This window comes from Comamonas testosteroni (genome assembly GCF_014076415.1).
GTDB lineage: Bacteria > Pseudomonadota > Gammaproteobacteria > Burkholderiales > Burkholderiaceae_C > Comamonas > Comamonas testosteroni_F.
Genome location: NZ_CP043568.1, coordinates 5,408,544 through 5,423,990 on the forward strand (window position 1 = coordinate 5,408,544; position 15,447 = coordinate 5,423,990).

At 60.8% G+C, this 15,447-nt stretch carries 15 protein-coding genes; 4 read left to right on the forward strand and 11 right to left on the reverse strand.

The window, feature by feature from the left end:
• Positions 1–133: 133 nt before the first annotated feature.
• A complete protein-coding gene (locus tag F0P97_RS24905) occupies positions 134–1,123 on the forward strand; it encodes a tripartite tricarboxylate transporter substrate-binding protein (protein ID WP_003068642.1) in 990 nt (329 codons plus the stop codon).
• A 76-nt stretch (positions 1,124–1,199) separates the two neighbouring features.
• Here the strand turns inward: F0P97_RS24905 and F0P97_RS24910 are convergent, their stop codons facing one another.
• From F0P97_RS24910 to F0P97_RS24920, 3 genes are all read right to left on the reverse strand, one after another.
• Positions 1,200–1,517: a DUF1840 domain-containing protein gene (locus F0P97_RS24910; protein ID WP_182284759.1), complete on the reverse strand. Its 318-nt coding sequence runs from the start codon at positions 1,515–1,517 to the stop codon at positions 1,200–1,202.
• A 12-nt stretch (positions 1,518–1,529) separates the two neighbouring features.
• Positions 1,530–2,801, reverse strand: coding sequence for an SAM-dependent methyltransferase (locus F0P97_RS24915; protein ID WP_182284760.1), 1,272 nt, complete (start codon positions 2,799–2,801; stop codon positions 1,530–1,532).
• Between the two features lie 75 nt (positions 2,802–2,876).
• Entirely contained in the window at positions 2,877–3,494 is a 618-nt protein-coding gene (locus tag F0P97_RS24920) for a hypothetical protein (protein WP_182284761.1), read from the reverse strand.
• A 42-nt stretch (positions 3,495–3,536) separates the two neighbouring features.
• On the opposite strand from F0P97_RS24920, the gene F0P97_RS24925 reads away from it, so the two are divergent.
• Positions 3,537–4,718: an aminopeptidase gene (locus F0P97_RS24925; protein WP_182284762.1), complete on the forward strand. Its 1,182-nt coding sequence runs from the start codon at positions 3,537–3,539 to the stop codon at positions 4,716–4,718.
• Positions 4,719–4,821: 103 nt separating this feature from the next.
• Positions 4,822–6,519, forward strand: a complete 1,698-nt coding sequence (locus F0P97_RS24930) for a phosphoethanolamine transferase (protein WP_182284763.1) — start codon at positions 4,822–4,824, stop codon at positions 6,517–6,519.
• Positions 6,520–6,617: 98 nt separating this feature from the next.
• Here the strand turns inward: F0P97_RS24930 and F0P97_RS24935 are convergent, their stop codons facing one another.
• From F0P97_RS24935 to F0P97_RS24955, 5 genes are read right to left on the reverse strand one after another with little or no spacing between them, the layout of a single operon-like run.
• Positions 6,618–7,388 (reverse strand): ABC transporter permease, encoded by a 771-nt coding sequence (locus F0P97_RS24935; RefSeq protein ID WP_003073654.1) that lies wholly within the window; start codon positions 7,386–7,388, stop codon positions 6,618–6,620.
• An 8-nt stretch (positions 7,389–7,396) separates the two neighbouring features.
• Positions 7,397–8,245 carry an ABC transporter ATP-binding protein gene (locus F0P97_RS24940; RefSeq protein WP_182284764.1) on the reverse strand — a complete coding sequence of 283 codons (849 nt, stop codon included), beginning with the start codon at positions 8,243–8,245 and terminating at the stop codon, positions 7,397–7,399.
• A gap of 57 nt (positions 8,246–8,302) precedes the next feature.
• Positions 8,303–9,331: an ABC transporter substrate-binding protein gene (locus F0P97_RS24945; protein ID WP_182284765.1), complete on the reverse strand. Its 1,029-nt coding sequence runs from the start codon at positions 9,329–9,331 to the stop codon at positions 8,303–8,305.
• Between the two features lie 53 nt (positions 9,332–9,384).
• The gene (locus tag F0P97_RS24950) at positions 9,385–9,885 is read right to left on the reverse strand and encodes a nucleoside deaminase (RefSeq protein WP_182284766.1); all 501 of its coding nucleotides are present in this window, start codon (positions 9,883–9,885) and stop codon (positions 9,385–9,387) included.
• Positions 9,886–9,898: 13 nt separating this feature from the next.
• Positions 9,899–10,915, reverse strand: coding sequence for an ABC transporter substrate-binding protein (locus tag F0P97_RS24955; RefSeq protein ID WP_182284767.1), 1,017 nt, complete (start codon positions 10,913–10,915; stop codon positions 9,899–9,901).
• 474 nt (positions 10,916–11,389) lie between these two features.
• Between F0P97_RS24955 and F0P97_RS24960 the strand changes: the two genes are divergently transcribed.
• Positions 11,390–12,388: an isopenicillin N synthase family dioxygenase gene (locus tag F0P97_RS24960; protein WP_182284768.1), complete on the forward strand. Its 999-nt coding sequence runs from the start codon at positions 11,390–11,392 to the stop codon at positions 12,386–12,388.
• A 193-nt stretch (positions 12,389–12,581) separates the two neighbouring features.
• Here F0P97_RS24960 and F0P97_RS24965 read toward each other — a convergent pair whose 3' ends face one another.
• The 3 genes from F0P97_RS24965 to F0P97_RS24975 form a co-directional block, all read right to left on the reverse strand.
• A complete protein-coding gene (locus F0P97_RS24965; protein ID WP_003050754.1) occupies positions 12,582–12,836 on the reverse strand; it encodes an acyl-CoA-binding protein in 255 nt (84 codons plus the stop codon).
• 183 nt (positions 12,837–13,019) lie between these two features.
• Positions 13,020–14,225 carry a porin gene (locus tag F0P97_RS24970; RefSeq protein ID WP_182284769.1) on the reverse strand — a complete coding sequence of 402 codons (1,206 nt, stop codon included), beginning with the start codon at positions 14,223–14,225 and terminating at the stop codon, positions 13,020–13,022.
• Positions 14,226–14,474: 249 nt separating this feature from the next.
• Positions 14,475–15,446 (reverse strand): quinone oxidoreductase family protein, encoded by a 972-nt coding sequence (locus F0P97_RS24975; RefSeq protein WP_182284770.1) that lies wholly within the window; start codon positions 15,444–15,446, stop codon positions 14,475–14,477.
• Between the last annotated feature and the right edge of the window lies 1 nt (position 15,447).

The window sequence follows — 15,447 nt, forward strand, 5'->3', positions numbered from 1 at the left end:
CGCCCGCTCCATCAAGGGATAACACTTAGAAAATAACAAAAACCCCACAGATTAGCGCTACCTAGAATCCGGCTTTACGTCACGACAAGCCAACCGTCTTGGTCTGCTTGCACATTATTCTTAGGGAGACACTATGAAAACTATTTTCAAGATCGCCACCATCGCTCTGGCCGCCACCGCCGCCATCAGCAGCCATGCCGACAGCTACCCTGCCGCTGGCAAGACGATCACGATCATCGTGCCTTTCACGGCAGGCGGCCCCACCGACAAGGTGGCACGCGACCTGGCCGAATCCATGCGCAAGCAGCTGAACAACGCCACCATCGTCATCGACAACGCAGACGGTGCCGGCAGCACGATTGGCACGGCCAAGGCAGCACGCGCACGCAATGACGGCTACACGCTGCTGCTGACGCATATCGGCATGTCCACCATCCCGACGCTGTACCGCAAGCTGTCCTTCAACGTGCTCAACGACTTCGAGTACGCCGGCATCATCAACGATGTGCCCATGACACTGATCGGCCGCCCCACCCTGCCCGCCAAGAACTTCGCCGAAGTCAAGGACTGGGTCAGCAAGAACCAGGGCAAGGTGAATCTGGCCAACGCCGGCGTAGGCTCGGCCTCGCACCTGTGCGGCCTGATGTTCCAGGCCTCGCTGCAGCAGGACATGACGCCGGTGCCCTACAAGGGTGCGGCTCCTGCGATTGCCGACCTGATGGGCAACCAGGTGGACCTGCTGTGCGACCAGACCACCAACACCACTTCGCAGATTGCCGCCAAGAAGGTTCAGGCCTATGCCGTGACCACTGCCAAGCCGCTGACCACGCCTGCACTCAAGGACCTGCCCACACTGCAGTCCCTGGGCCTGAAGGACTTCAACGTGACTATCTGGCACGGTCTGTACGCCCCCAAGGGCACGCCTGCCGATGTGGTGCAAAAGATCAACGAAGCCATGAAGGCTTCGCTCAAGGACCCCGAGTTCATCAAGCGCCAGGAAGCCCTGGGTGCCGTGATTGCCACCGACGACCGCACCAACCCTGCGGGCCACAAGAAGTTTGTGGAAGCCGAAATCGCCAAGTGGGGCAAGGTCATCAAGGCCGCCGGCATCTACGCCGACTGAGAACGCACGATCCGTTCAACGCAAAAAGCCTGCATCTGCAGGCTTTTTTGTTGGGGCGGCCAGAAGGCGACTGGACTTACCAGGTCACTTCCTTGCCATCGGCGGCGCTGCGCCTGAGCATGTCGACAAAAGGCACGATGCGCTGGCCCAGGGCCACGCCATCCTGATTTGCAGGCACGGCATCCTCCTGCGCTTCGTCTTGCGGCTGCGCACGTCTGGCCGCATCTTCGGCGGCGGCAGCCTCCAGCGCGACGATGGCGGCCGGAATCTGCTCCACGGTGATGATTCCATGCACCTCATCGGGCGACTTGCCGATGATTTCCAGCAGCTTGCGGCCGTTGGCGTCCAGCATGATGAGGTCTGCCGTGGCACGCGATTTGAATTTGTAGGGCATGGAGCGGTTCCTTCAACGGTAGATATATTCGCGGTTGAAAGGATAGCCGCTCTGCGCACCCGCCATCGCACCGCTGCGCAGATCGCCATCGGGTTTGCTGCACAGCATCTGATGCAACGCAATCCAACCATGCTCGAAGCCCATGGCCGAGCCCGCCAGATAAAGACGATAGGCACGCAAAGCCTTGGCGGCTTTTTCCTCGTCATACTGGGCTTGCAAAATGATTTGAGCTTCGCCCAGCCTGGCCTCCAACCCATCCGACCAGGCCCAAAGCGTGCGCGCGTAATGCGGGCGCAAGTTCTCGGTATCCACCATTTCCAGTCCGCTGGCCGCCAGATCATGCAGCACGCGGCTGACATGCATGAGTTCGCCCCCGGGAAAGATGTAGCGGTTGATGAACTCGCCCATACCGGCACCCAGCTCCACATTGCTGACACCGCCCGCCGTGATGCCATGGACCAATGCAAGACCGCCAGGCTTGAGCATGGAATAAATGGTTTCGAAGTATCCCTGCAGATTGGCGCTGCCCACGTGCTCGAACATGCCGACCGAGCCGATCTTGTCGAACGGCTCCACATCACCCATTTGCCGGTAGTCGCGCAACTCGACCCGGACCTTGCCCTGCAGGCCCTTCTCGGCGATCAGGTGCTGCACATGCTCGAACTGGTTGCGCGACAGCGTGATGCCATGGGCTTGCACGCCGTAATGCTCGGCCGCCCAGAAGATCAACCCGCCCCAACCGGAACCGATATCCCAGAAGCGCTCGCCAGGCTGGAGCTTGAGCTTTTTGCAGATGTGATCGAGCTTGGCCTCCTGCGCCTGGGCCAGGCTCATGCCCTGCTCCTTGTAGTACGCGCAGGAATAGACGCGGCGCGGATCCAGCCACAGCGCGTAGAAGTCATCGGAAAGATCGTAATGAAACTGAATCTGCTCGGCATCACGCGTCAGCGTGTGCATGGCCAGCGATCTGGCCTTTGAAACCGTCTGCCCCAACCACGAGGGTGTATGGCTGACCGGGTCGCCGCGCAGCAGCCCGGCAGCAGCAGCCATGATGTCGCGGGAACTGCCCTTGACCTCCACCCAGCCTTCGACGATGGCCGAGCCGATCGAGCCGATCTGGCCGTCCAGCAGCGCCGCAACAGCCTTGGGGGAGCGAAAAATGAGTTGAACCGCACTGCGTTCAGACCCGATGCGCTCGCCCGATGGAAGTTCTACCGATGCCGTCACAGGAAGTCTTGCTAGCAGCGGCTCCAATGTGCTCAACAGGTTTTTCATGAAAACCATTGTTCACATCGACTATGGCAGGGTCAAGACGGGAAACTTCTCCAAACCCAGAACGGCCTTGGGTCCGAAAAGACCTCAGCTACTGGCCTTCACCAGTTTTTCATAGGCTTTGAGAGTGCCGGGGGCTATAGACTGCAGCACTTGCTCATAGGCCGTCTTGTGACGCGCCAGCAAGCGCATGGAGGCAACGGTGCGGCTGCGGCAGAACCAGTGGCAGGTGTGTTGCATCAGCATAAGCTCGGCTGTCATGGTGAAAGCTCGGCGCTTGCGCTCTTCCTCGTCAGTCGCATCCCCCACACGGGCAGCCGCCAGTGCCTGGGCATGAAGCTTCATGGTCTCGCGCACATCCATGGTGGCCGACGGCAAAACCCGAGCCATATAGGGCAACGCCAGCGGCAGGGTGCTTGCACGCGTCTGCTCGGCCGGCAAGGTGGCGAATTCATCCGCAAAACGCTGAAACTGGCTCACCAGACTGCTCTCGGTATTGGCCAGCACGGGCCAGATCTGTTCACGCCTTTGCGCATCCTTCTCGCCGATGACACGCAAATATCCCTCCATCAGATTGGCCATGAGCTTCTCGATCTGAAAGCGTGCCAGATGCTGCGCCAGAAGCTGGGTGTGCTGACGCTGCTCCTGCTTCTTGAGCACGTAGAGCACGGTGGTGACAATGATGGCGAGCGTTAGAAAATCCATGAAGCGAAACCAGACAGGCGGACAAGCGCAATGAGAAAAAGGATGAGTGTAGTCAGCCTGAGGGCTTTGCTGGGAATTAGTGCCGCAATTGCAGGCCTGACGGGCTGCAGCAGCGCCGGCTATTACTGGCAGGGTTTCAAGGGACAGATGCAGATTCTTCAGGCCGCACGGCCTATTGATGAATGGCTCGCCGAGGAAAGTACCTCCGCAGGACTGCGTCAGCGCCTGCAGACCGCGCAACAGATGCGCCGCTTCGCCAGCCGGGAGCTGGCTCTGCCCGACAACGCCAGCTACACCCGCTACGCTCAGCTGCAGCGCCCGTTTGCGGTCTGGAACGTGGTGGCGGCCCCGGCCTACAGCCTGGAGATGCACCAATGGTGCTTTCCCGTCACCGGCTGCATTGCCTACCGAGGCTACTTCAGCAAGAGCGACGCACAGGTGCAGGCACTAACGCTTCAGTCCCAGGGTTTGGAAACCAGCGTCTATGGCGTGCCTGCCTACTCCACGCTAGGCTATCTGAACTGGCTGGGCGGCGATCCCTTGCTCAGCACCTTCACCTCCTGGCAGGAGGGTGACTTTGCCGGCCTGCTGTTCCACGAACTGGCCCACCAGTTGCTGTATGTGAAGAATGACACGGCCTTCAACGAATCCTTTGCCACCACGGTGGAACGCATGGCCACCCCCTTGTGGCTGCACAGCCATGCCAGCGCCGCCACGCAACAACGCTGGCAACAGAGCCTGCAGCGGCGAGAGCTATGGCAGCAGCTGACGCGCGAGACCCGTCAGCGCCTGCAACAGATTTATGAGCAGAAAAATACTGAAGCCTTTGATGCCAAAGTGCTGGAAGCCATCAAAAGCAAAGTATTTGACGAATTCCGCGCCACTTATGCGCAGCTCAGGGCGCAATGGATTACCACTGACGAGCCCCTGCTGACCAGCCTCGCCCTGCGCGAGCAGTATTACCGGCGCCTGGCCCAGACCGATGAATGGGTGGCCCAGGCCAACAACGCCAGTTTTGGAGCCCTGGCCGCCTATGACGACTGGGTGCCGGCCATGACTCGCTGGTGGCAGCAACTGCGCGGCGAAGGCCCGGCCACTCCCGAGACCTGGCGCGGCTTCTATGCCCAGATGCGCGAGCTGGCAGCCTTGCCTGCTGAAGAGCGCAAGCTGCGGCTATGTGCCCAATGGGGAGAAGCTGCAAAAACAGCGACTCAGTGCCAATAAATACCTCAAATTGGTATAAAACAATTTTTTACAAGGGTTAACCATGTAGGAGGCTTCAGCGGTTTTTAAGAAAGTCCCGCCAGACTTCTCCGATACCTATTTTTTGCCGTCTGCTGTGGCCACCAAAGACTCCGTTTCTGCCCCATTTTTCAAGGGGCTTTTTCAACCTCGCACGCCTCAGTTCATCGCTCTGGCCCTGGCCATCTGGCTGACACTGACGGCCAACTGGGCCCTATGGCTGCGCCTGCCTTCCCTGGATGGCTATCACGGCAGTCTGGCCCTGCTGGCCCTGCGGGTTGTGCCGCTGGTGCTGGGCGCCAGCCTTCTGCTGACCTCTTTGTTTGCCTGGCCGCGCTTTACCAAGCCGCTCTGGGTTGCGCTGCTGCTGGTGGCGGCCAGTTCCCAGTACTTCATGGTCAGCTACGGCACCGTGATGGACAAGGGCATGATTCACAACATCCTGCAGACCGATGCCCGCGAAAGCTCGGACTTGTTCAACATCAAGCTGCTGGCCGAGGTGTTGATCATCGCCATACTGCCAGCCATCTGGCTGTGGAAAACCCCGCTCAAACGCGCCAACAGCGTCTGGCGCAATATGCTGCGTACCGCCTTGCTGCTGCTGGGCGGCATTGCCCTGATAGCCGCATCGCTGGCCGTTTCGTACCGCGATCTGGCCCCCGTGGTGCGCAACAATCTTTGGCTGCGCTACATGATCAACCCGATCAACCCCGTGCTCTCGGCCGCATCCGTGGCGCTGGACCCCATACTCAACAAGCCCAAGCCCTTTGTCAGCATCACGGGTGGCGCAGCTCTGGGTGCCAGCTATGCCGCAGTCCAGAAACCGCCGCTGCTGGTACTGGTGGTTGGCGAGACGGCACGCTCAAAGAACTTCAGCCTCAACGGTTATGAGCGCGATACCAACCCCGAGCTGGCCAAGCGCGATGTGCTGAGCTGGCGTAACGCCCGCTCCTGCGGCACCAGCACCCGCGAATCGGTGCCCTGCATGTTCTCCAACCTGGGCCGCGAAGGCTTTTACGCCTCCAAGGTCGAGCATGACAACCTGCTCGACGTACTGCAGGCCGCCGGACTGGCCGTGCTTTGGGTGGACAACCAGGCAGGCTGCAAAGGCGTGTGCAAGCGCATCCCCATGGCCGATACCGCCGACAGCGTGAATACGCCGGCCGGCAAGGCGCTGTGCGCCCAGGATGGCGAATGCCTGGATGCCCTGCTGCTCAGCGGCCTGGACGAGCGCATCGCCAAGCTGGACCCCGCACGCCGCGCAAAGGGCCTGGTACTGGTCATGCACCAGATGGGCAGTCACGGCCCCGAGTATTTCAAGCGCTCCACTGCAGATCTCAAGGCTTTCAAGCCCGAGTGCGCCACCAATGCCCTGTCCAGTTGCTCGCAACAAAGCGTGGTCAATGTCTACGACAACTCCATTCGCTATACCGACCACTTCCTGGCCCAGACCATAGACTGGCTCAAGACCCAGCAAAACCAGTTTGAAACCGGCATGTTCTACATGTCCGACCATGGCGAATCGCTGGGCGAGCTCGGTGTCTATCTGCACGGCATGCCTTACGCCATGGCGCCCGACGATCAGAAACATGTGCCCATGATTGCCTGGCTGGGAACGCTGGGGGCTCGCACCGGCTTGAATCAGGCCTGCCTGAGCAAGACGCTGGATCAGCCGCTCTCGCACGACAACCTGTTCCATACGGTAATGGGTTTGATGGATGTCACCTCGCCAACCTACAAGCAGCCTCTGGATGCATTTGCCAGCTGCCGCACGGCCAGCTAGGCATTGACTGCGAAGCACAAAAAGGCCAGCCGGATCGATGATCCGGCTGGCCTTTTTCGTTCTCAGGAGCAGCGTTGACAGCGCTCAGAAACAATGCATCACTCGCCCTGGGAGCCGCGACGCGCCCAGCCCGTGGTGTGCTTTTCCAGCAGATTGAACAGTTCGTACATCACCATGGCCATGGCCCCCACCACGATCAGCCCCGCAAAGGCCAGACCCATCTGCATGGAAGAGCCGGCGGAGACCAGCAGATAGCCGATACCCTCGTTGGCAGCCGTCATCTCGCTGACCGTGGTGCCGACGAAGGCCAGCGTGATTGCGACCTTGAGCGAGCCGTAGAAATACGGCAGGGAACGCGGCAGGCCGACCTTGATCAGCACGTCCCAGCGCTTGGCCCCCAGCACGCGCAGCACATCCTCCAGCTCGGGCTCCAGCGTGGCCAGACCCGTGGCGATATTGACCATGATGGGGAAAAAGCTGATCAGAAAGGCCGTGAGAATGGCCGGGCCCGCGCCGATGCCGAACCAGACCACCAGAATCGGCACGAACGCTGCCTTGGGCAGGGCGTTGAAGGCCGTCATCAGCGGATAGAACGCCGCATAGGCCAGGCGCGAGGAGCCGATCAGAAACCCCAGCAGCACGCCCACCACGATCGCCAGTGCAAAGCCCGCCATCGTCACCCAATAGGTGCGCCAGGCATGCATGGCAATCGTGCCCGCAAACTCATAGAGCTGATGGCCTATGGCCCAGGGGCTGGGGAAGATGAATTCCGAAACGCCGAAACCCGAACAGATGATCTGCCAGAGCAGGACGATCAGCAGCAACAGCAGCCAGGGTGCCCAGCGCTCGGCGGTTTTTTGATGTTTCATGATGCGCCTTATTGAGGAATGGCTGCAGCGGTCTCGGTGCCGCTTTTGCGCAGGGCGCCAATGTGGCCGCGCAGCTCGTAGACGATGTCCGAGAACTCGGGGGTGTAAGTGAGCTCCAGATCACGCGGTCGCGGCAGGTCGATGTCGCGGCGCACCACGAAGCGACCCGGGCTTTTGCTCATCACATAGACGGTATCGGCCAGGAACACGCTCTCGCGCAGATCATGCGTGACCAGAATCACATTGAATTTCTGCTCTGCCTGCAGGTCGCGCAAGATGCACCACAGCTCCTCACGGGTGAAGGCATCGAGCGCGCCAAAGGGTTCGTCGAGCAGCAGCATCTGCGGCTCGTGAATCAGAGCGCGGCAGATGCTGGCGCGCTGCTGCATGCCGCCGGACAGCTGCCAGGGGAATTTGCGTTCATAACCCGCGAGTCCGACCTTGCCCAGCAGCTCTATGGCACGCGACTCGTATTCCTTGCGCTTTTGCTTGAACTGCGAACGGTGCGGCTCCACGATCTCCAGCGGCAGCAGCACATTGTCCAGCGTGGTGCGCCAGGGCAGCAGCGAGGACGACTGGAACGCCATGCCCGATATCTTGAGGGGCCCTGTCACGCGCTGGCCATCGACCGTGATGCGGCCCATGGACGGCATCTTCAGGCCCGTGGTGAGCTTCATGAACGTGGACTTTCCACAGCCCGAGGGACCGACGATGGCGATGAACTCGCCACGCTGTACCGTGAGGTTGATGGCCTCCACCGCAAAGTGGTTGGCCTGCAGCAGCTCTTCGTTATAGGCCAGCCAGACGTCCTTGAATTCGACGAAGGGCCGGGCAGCTTCTGTATCTGATGATTTCATAAAAGCAGGCTGTAGCGCCCGTCAAAAAAGCGCATCCAGCTATCAATCAATGAGCAATTACTTTTTGGGAAATACGTCGAGATCCGCGACTGGCGGCAGAAAGCGGCCGTTCCAGAGCGTCTCGGGGTTCACGCGTGTCTTGGTCGCATAGACGTCCGAGATCTGGGACGCCATCAGGGCCATGCGTGTGGGGCTGACCTGGCCAAAGCCTTCACCACGCGCATCGGCGGTGTTGATCACCGTGTCGATCGCCAGCTGCAGGCGGCGGGTTTCCAGAGCGGTGTTGACGATGCCGTCGCGCTCCTTCACATAGGCGATGGCGGAGCCGGGGTTGGCCATGACTTCCTTGGCGCCCTTGCTAAAGGCCTTGAGGAAGGCACGCACGGCTTCGGGGTTCTCGCGCACCAGCTTGGCGCTGGCGATGATGGCGTTGCCATAGAGCTTGACGCCGTTGTCGGCAAACGGCATGACCGCCACATCGGCCGCCTTGACGCCACGAGCCTCCAGGTTCAGCAGCGAAGTAAAGGTAAAGCCCGTGATGGCATCGATATCGCCGCGCACCAGCATGGTCTCGCGCAGCGGCGGATCCATGGTGGTCCATTGCACATCGCCGACCTTGTTGGCCTTGGCAAACAGCGGGAAACCGCGCCGCCCGGCATCAAACACCGGTGCTCCGAGCTTCTTGCCTGTCAGATCCGCAGGCTTGGCAATGGCGCTCTTCTTGAGTGCCATGACCGAGGCCGGCGTGTTGTTGTAGACCATCATCACGGCCACGGGCTTGTCCTTGACATCGGGGTTGTTGGCATGAAACTCCATGAGCGCGGCCAGATCGGCAAAACCCATGTCGTAAGAGCCCGATGCCACGCGCTGAATCGCACCGCCGGAGCCGCTGCCGGCGTCCACCGTCACATTCAGACCTGCAGCCTGAAAATAGCCCTTGGCGACAGGTTGCAGAAACAGCGCCGCTGGCCCTTCGAAACGCCAGTCGAGCTGGAATTTGATGGGCGTGGCGGCAAAGGCAGCAGTGGCGCTGGCAAAGCTGCCCAGGGCCAGAACGGATTGCAGGAACAGGCGCTTGGTTTGCATGGTGGCTTCCCTCTCTCTATGTCAACGAGTTGTGGTTGGATTCATGTCGGCGCTCAGACCTTCCAGGCGCCCTGGTGCGAGCTGCTGGCCTCTTCGATCAAGGCCGGCCCTATGCATTCGATGGCGTGCGAAGCGGCCTGGAACACATCGCGGCAGGACAGCTCGGCATCCTTCTGGTCGAGCCGCTCGCCGCGGAACACGCGCAGCCGCTCCGCATCGATGCCATAGACCACGCGGCCAATGGCGGACCAGAAGATCGCGCCGGCACACATCACGCAGGGCTCGGCAGACGAGTACAGCGTGGCGCCCACCAGTTCATCGCGTGAATGCAAGGGGCTGGCCAGGCGGATGGCGGACAGCTCGGCATGGGCCGTGCAATCGCCGCTCTCGCCGTTGGCATTGCTGGCCTCGGCCAGAACACGCCCGTCGGCAGCCACGATCAGCGCACCAAACGGCCGGTTGCCGCGCTCGCGCGCCGTATCCGCTAGCGCAATGGCTTCGCGCAAATAGCGACCATCGGTGTCATTCAAGGCCTGGGCTGGAGGCAAGGACATGGTTGATTCCTCCTCAGACCTTGAGCATGCGGGCCGACCTGGCGGGCAGCATGCTGCTGTTGAACAGTGCGTCGGCAGATGGCGTGGTCTTGAGCGCAAAGGTCTGCACCACACTGTCCAGCTGCTGCTCCATCAAACGCTTGCTGAAGTCGCCCAGTCCATGGCTTTTCGTGTCTGCCGCGGCCACGTACTGTGCGGTGATGGACCAGCGCTCCAGCTCCAGCTTTTCATCGAGAATCGACTCACGCTGGCGCACGGCGGCAATGCCTGCTGCGGGGTTGGCAAGGCATTCCACAATCGCACGGTTGGTGGCGCGCAGGAAAGCGGCCACGACCTGCGGCTTCTCGGCGATCAGCTGGCTGGACGCGAGAATCGCATTGCCATACAGATGAACGCCTGCATCGCTGTAGCGCAGTATGGAAAGCTCCTCGGGCCTGAGGCGCGCAAACAGCGACACCGCCGAGTCATGGAAGTAGGTGGCGGCATCCACATCGCCACGCACCATGACGTTGTCTCGTGCCGAGAACTCCGTTGTCGACCAGGCAAACAGATCGGCGGGCAGGTTCTTGCGCCGCGCCACCATGGGCCAGGCACGGCGCGTGGACTCCACCGCCGCTGCGGCAACCTTCTTGCCCTTGAGGCTTCCGAAGTCCGAAGTGATGCCCCGGTCCTTGCGCCCGATGATCACAAAAGGCGCGCGGTTGTAGTACTGGTAGACGGCCTGCACGCGAGGCGTGCCGGCATTCTGCGCATTGAACTCGATCAGCGAGCTGATATCGCCCAGTCCGAGCTGGTAGGCTCCGCTGGCGATACGAGTAATCGAAGCCACCGAGCCCGACCCTACGTCCAGACTCACATCCAGCCCCTCATCGCGGTAGTAGCCGTTTTGCTGTGCCAGAAAGAACGGCGCCGTCTGGCCGTTGACGCGGAAATCCAGCGTGAATTTCAGCGGAGTCAGCGACTTGCCCTGGGCATGGACCCAGGGTGCGCTGCAAAGAGGCAGGGCAGCAAGGAAATGGCGACGTTGCATGGCGGAACTCTCAGGTCTCTGGCGACAGGAACGCCAGCAGCAGCCGCTGCTGACAGGACTTGAGCAATTTCCGGGCACTGCACGCGGATGCAGGCTGAACGCTTCTACTCGTTCAACCATCTAGCAATTGGCGTGCCTGCTTTTGATTTCCGTTTGTCGGGTATCAACAAGGTGCACGCCCGAGCAGCGCATGCATGGATTCATGCACGGCAGTGCACCAGTTTGAAGCCATGCACCAAAACCAAGAGCACCTGTGCCGTGGTGAATGGCTGGCACGCTGCTTGCTGCACTCAAATCAAGAGTAGAAGCGTTCAGCACGGTGCTTCTGACCATCGCCGGTCAGCAGCTTCGCGGGTCATTGCTCTTGAAGTGGGTGCGGCAGACAGCCGCGCCTGGTATCCACACTTCAGATGCCCGCAGCCCCATGCCCCACTGGCAGCGCCGGTGCCTGAAGTCATCGCAAGAGAAATTCTTATGCAGACCATGACCAGCCACTCCTACAGCCTTGACGAACTGGACAAGGAAGCCCGCATGGGCGGGCAAGGCGCAGAAACCTCGGCGCGCGAAGTTCGCGTCATAGACATCAGCGACTTCGAGCAGCGCAAGCAGGAGATTGCCGAGCAGATCTGGAGCGCTTCGGTGGAAATCGGCTTCTTCCAGGTTTCCGGCCACGGCATAGCCCAGGCCGATATCGACGCCGCATTCGGCAGGGCCGAACAGCTATTTGCCCTGCCGCCCGACACCAAGGCGCAATGGCCGCTATCGCGCAACGCAGGCTGGGAGCACAAGGCGCAGATCCGCCCCTCCACGCGCACCCCCGACCAGAAAGAGTCCTATCAGGTCACACGCCCGCGCATGCAGGGCCTTTGGCCCAGCGAGCAGGAGCTGCCCGGCTTCAAGCAGGCCACGCTGGCCTTTGAGCACCAATGCTGGCAGGTGGGCATGCAGCTGCTGTCCTGCTTTGCCTACAAGCTGGGCTTTGACGAGGAGTTCTTCACCCGCGCACATGACCCCGCCGTGCCCAGCTACCAGAGCACGCTGCGCATGCTGCATTACTTTGCCGTGGACCCTGCTCTCAAGGACGAAATCGGCCTGTGGCGTGCAGGCGCACATACAGACTTCGACTGCCTGACACTGTTGTTCCAGCGCGCCGGCCAGGGCGGGCTGCAGGTGCTGCCCGGCAAGGAGGCCGAAGCCCAGCAATGGACGCCCGTGAAGCCCGTGGACGGCGTCATCACCTGCAATATCGGTGACATGCTGATGCGCTGGAGCGACGACCAGTTGCCCAGCAACTTCCACCGCGTGCGCAACCCGCAGCCCCATGAGTACCAGGGAGCCCGCTACAGCCTGGCCTTCTTCTGCCAGGCCAATGAAGATGCGGTGATCGAAGGGCCGGCAAAAAAATATCCGCCTATCACAGGGGCGGAATATTTGCGTCAGCGCATCAGCGCCAATTTCTCGAACAGGTACTGACACCCCCTGGGCCGCCCTGCCGCTTGCCCAAGGGGGACGACCCCTTCGGGGCCGAGCGGCCCTTACTCCGAGTCCCTGACTTGGAGGTGCGTCAGTTTCCAGCCCCCGTCTTTGGCGCAGTGTGATGTGGTCTGAATTGAAACGACAAGGCCCCGGAGTGCAGGGCCTTGTCAGCGATCAGGGGCGGCGCAGATCAGCGCAGCGACTCGATGAGATCGATGTACTGCTGCTTGGCCTCATCCGGCGTCGTGCCTTCCAGCTTGGCCCAGGCATCCCACTTGGCGCGGGCCACCATGTCGGTGAAGCTGGGCTTCTTGGCTTCGTTGTCACCCTCGGTCGCCTGCTTGTACAAGGCATAGATCTTGAGCAAGGTGGCGTTGTCAGGACGCTCGCCGAGCGAGGTGGAATTCTTGACGGTCTCTTCAAACCGGGCGTTCAGATCGGACATGAAAGGTCTCCTGGGCTTTAATAGTCGAGGCCAGTGTAGCCAAAATTTCACCAAATTAGAACGACCGTTCTTTTTATTTCACAAAGTACTGCAACGCCGGCAAGCAAGCAGCCCTTTGCGACACGCCAGCCCTCCAACCCGCCTCTTCGTGATTCGCCTTGCGGCAGCAGCAACGGACAGCCCTCAGAACATCATGCGCAGACCCAGATCAAAGCCCAGCGCACTGCGCGGCTGCATGCCCGGGCTGTTACTGTAGGCTGGCTGCGGCATGATGACCGGGCTGCTCACGGCCAGCGGCGTCACACCCATCACCGCAGGATTGTTGTGTCCATTGCTCACGCTGATACGTGACACCGTGGTGTAGAGCGCCGTGCGTTTGGAGAGGTTATGCACATAACCCAAGGCCAGCTTGTTCACCGATGCGTCGCCAGTTCCCTGCCCATTTTTGAACTGCACCCTGGCCACCGACGCCCTGAGCTGATGCAGTCCGACAGGGATTTGCACACCAGCCAGAAGCCCGTCATAGCGGTCTGTGGCACGCACATCGCTGCGCGCATTGCGCACCTGCGACCACTCGCCCAACACGCGGACCGGACCGAAGTTGTACGAGCCTCCCAGGTTCAGGGACTTGATGGTTTCCTTGCGGCCATTGAAAGTGCCCAACATGCTTTCGCCATAGCCCAGTGCGATATCGGCGGGGCCGCTGGCCCAACCTATGCGGCCTCCCGCATAGCGGCCGCGCCTGGCGTCATTTTCCGGGAAGGCATACATCAGCTGACCATAAAGTCCGCCCAGCCCTGTCGGCAGGTGATAACCGATGGAGTTGTTCGCGCGCAGATAATTGTCCGTGCCTGCCGACAAACCGTTGCCCAGCAAGCGTTCGGGCAGCGTGCCGCTGGTCTGCGTACTCAGCGCACGGTTGATGGCCAGGTTGCTGCTGACCACCGCCAGCAAATTGACGCCCACGCCGTTGACGGAATAGGGATCAAAGGCCCAGTCATTCAAAAACGAGGGCGTGTGATCGCGCCCAAGGCGCAGCTCGCCCCAGTTGCCCGTCAGGCTGACGGTGGAACGTCGCCCAAAGTTCAGCGCGCCGCCGCCCGTGTCGTTGGTCACAGGCGCTTCCAGCCACATGCTGGCAGACATTCCAGCACCCAGATCTTCAACGGCACGAACACCCAGACGGCTGGCCAGATTACCCGAGGGCGAGAGCGCCCAGATAGCCTGACTGGCCGTGCGACCGGAGCCATCCCAGGCATTGCTGCGCACCATGTAGCGGCTGACGCCTGCGTCCATGACACCGAACAGCGTCACGGATGACTGAGCGCTGGCCAGACTGCTGGCGGACAAGGCAAGAAAACTCCAGATATAACGTGAAATACGTGGCATGTCATGTCTCCTTTTCGTTATGAATTCGCGGTCTTGATCCGCGAAATCACTCTAGAAAAAGAAGGCTGCAGCCCTTGTGCAGTTGATGCCATCCATTGCCTATTTGGTGCCATGTGCCCAAGGTGAAATCCCTAGGAATGTCGCCCTGCCAGATCGTCAATATCAGACAGAAAAAGCCGGCGCCTTGGAAAAGGTGCCGGCACAGATCTTCGCAATGGCTTTACGCGCCCGACATTTGCACCCGGCAGCTCATGGCACGAGTACCGTGGCTCCCACGGTCTTGCGCGCTTCCAATGCGCGATGGGCTTGTGCCGCCTCGGCCAATGCAAACTCCTGCTGCGGCTCGCTCACAATGCGCCCCGCCAGCACGTGCTCGAACAGCTCTGCAGCCATCTCCAGCATATGTGACCGGGGCTGGATGTAATGCATCATGGCCGGCCGGGTCATCCAGATCGAGCCTTTGGCGGCCAGCAGCGACGAGTCCACCACCACGGAGCCGGAAGAGGTTCCGTTGCTGACCAGCGAGCCACGCGGCTGCAGGCAATCGAGCGAGTCCATCAGTGTGTCCTTGCCTACAGAGTCATAGACCACGGGCACGCCCTTGCCTGCCGTGATTTCCTTCACTCGCTCGACGATGTTTTCACGCGAAGTCACGATGGTGTGCGTGCACCCGTTCGCCCTGGCCAGTTCGGCCTTCTCATCCGTGCTGACCGTACCAATCATGTTGACCCCCATGGCGCGGGCCCACTGACAGGCAATCAGGCCTACGCCTCCGGCAGCTGCGTGGTAGAGAATGGTTTCACCGCCTTGCAGCGGATAGACCTGACGGAACAGATATTGGGCCGTCATGCCTTTCATCATGAGCGTGGCTGCAGTACGGTCTGAAATTCCGTCGGGCAGCGGAATCAGCACTTCTGCAGGCATCACACGTGCCTGTGCATAAGCACCTTGTGGACCGATCAGATAGCCAACGCGGTCACCCACCCGGATATCCGTCACACCCGTTCCGACGGCCTCGACCACACCGACGGCATCCGAGCCCAGTCCGTTGGGCAAGGCCAGCGGGTAGCGCCCGCAGCGGAAGTACACATCGATGAAGTTGAGCGCGATATAGCTATGCCGCACACGCGCCTGGCCTGGGCCGGGGTCTCCCACGGCAACGTTTTCCAGTCGCAGAACTTCTGGACCGCCAGTCTCGTAAAAGCGAATGGCCTGAGTCATG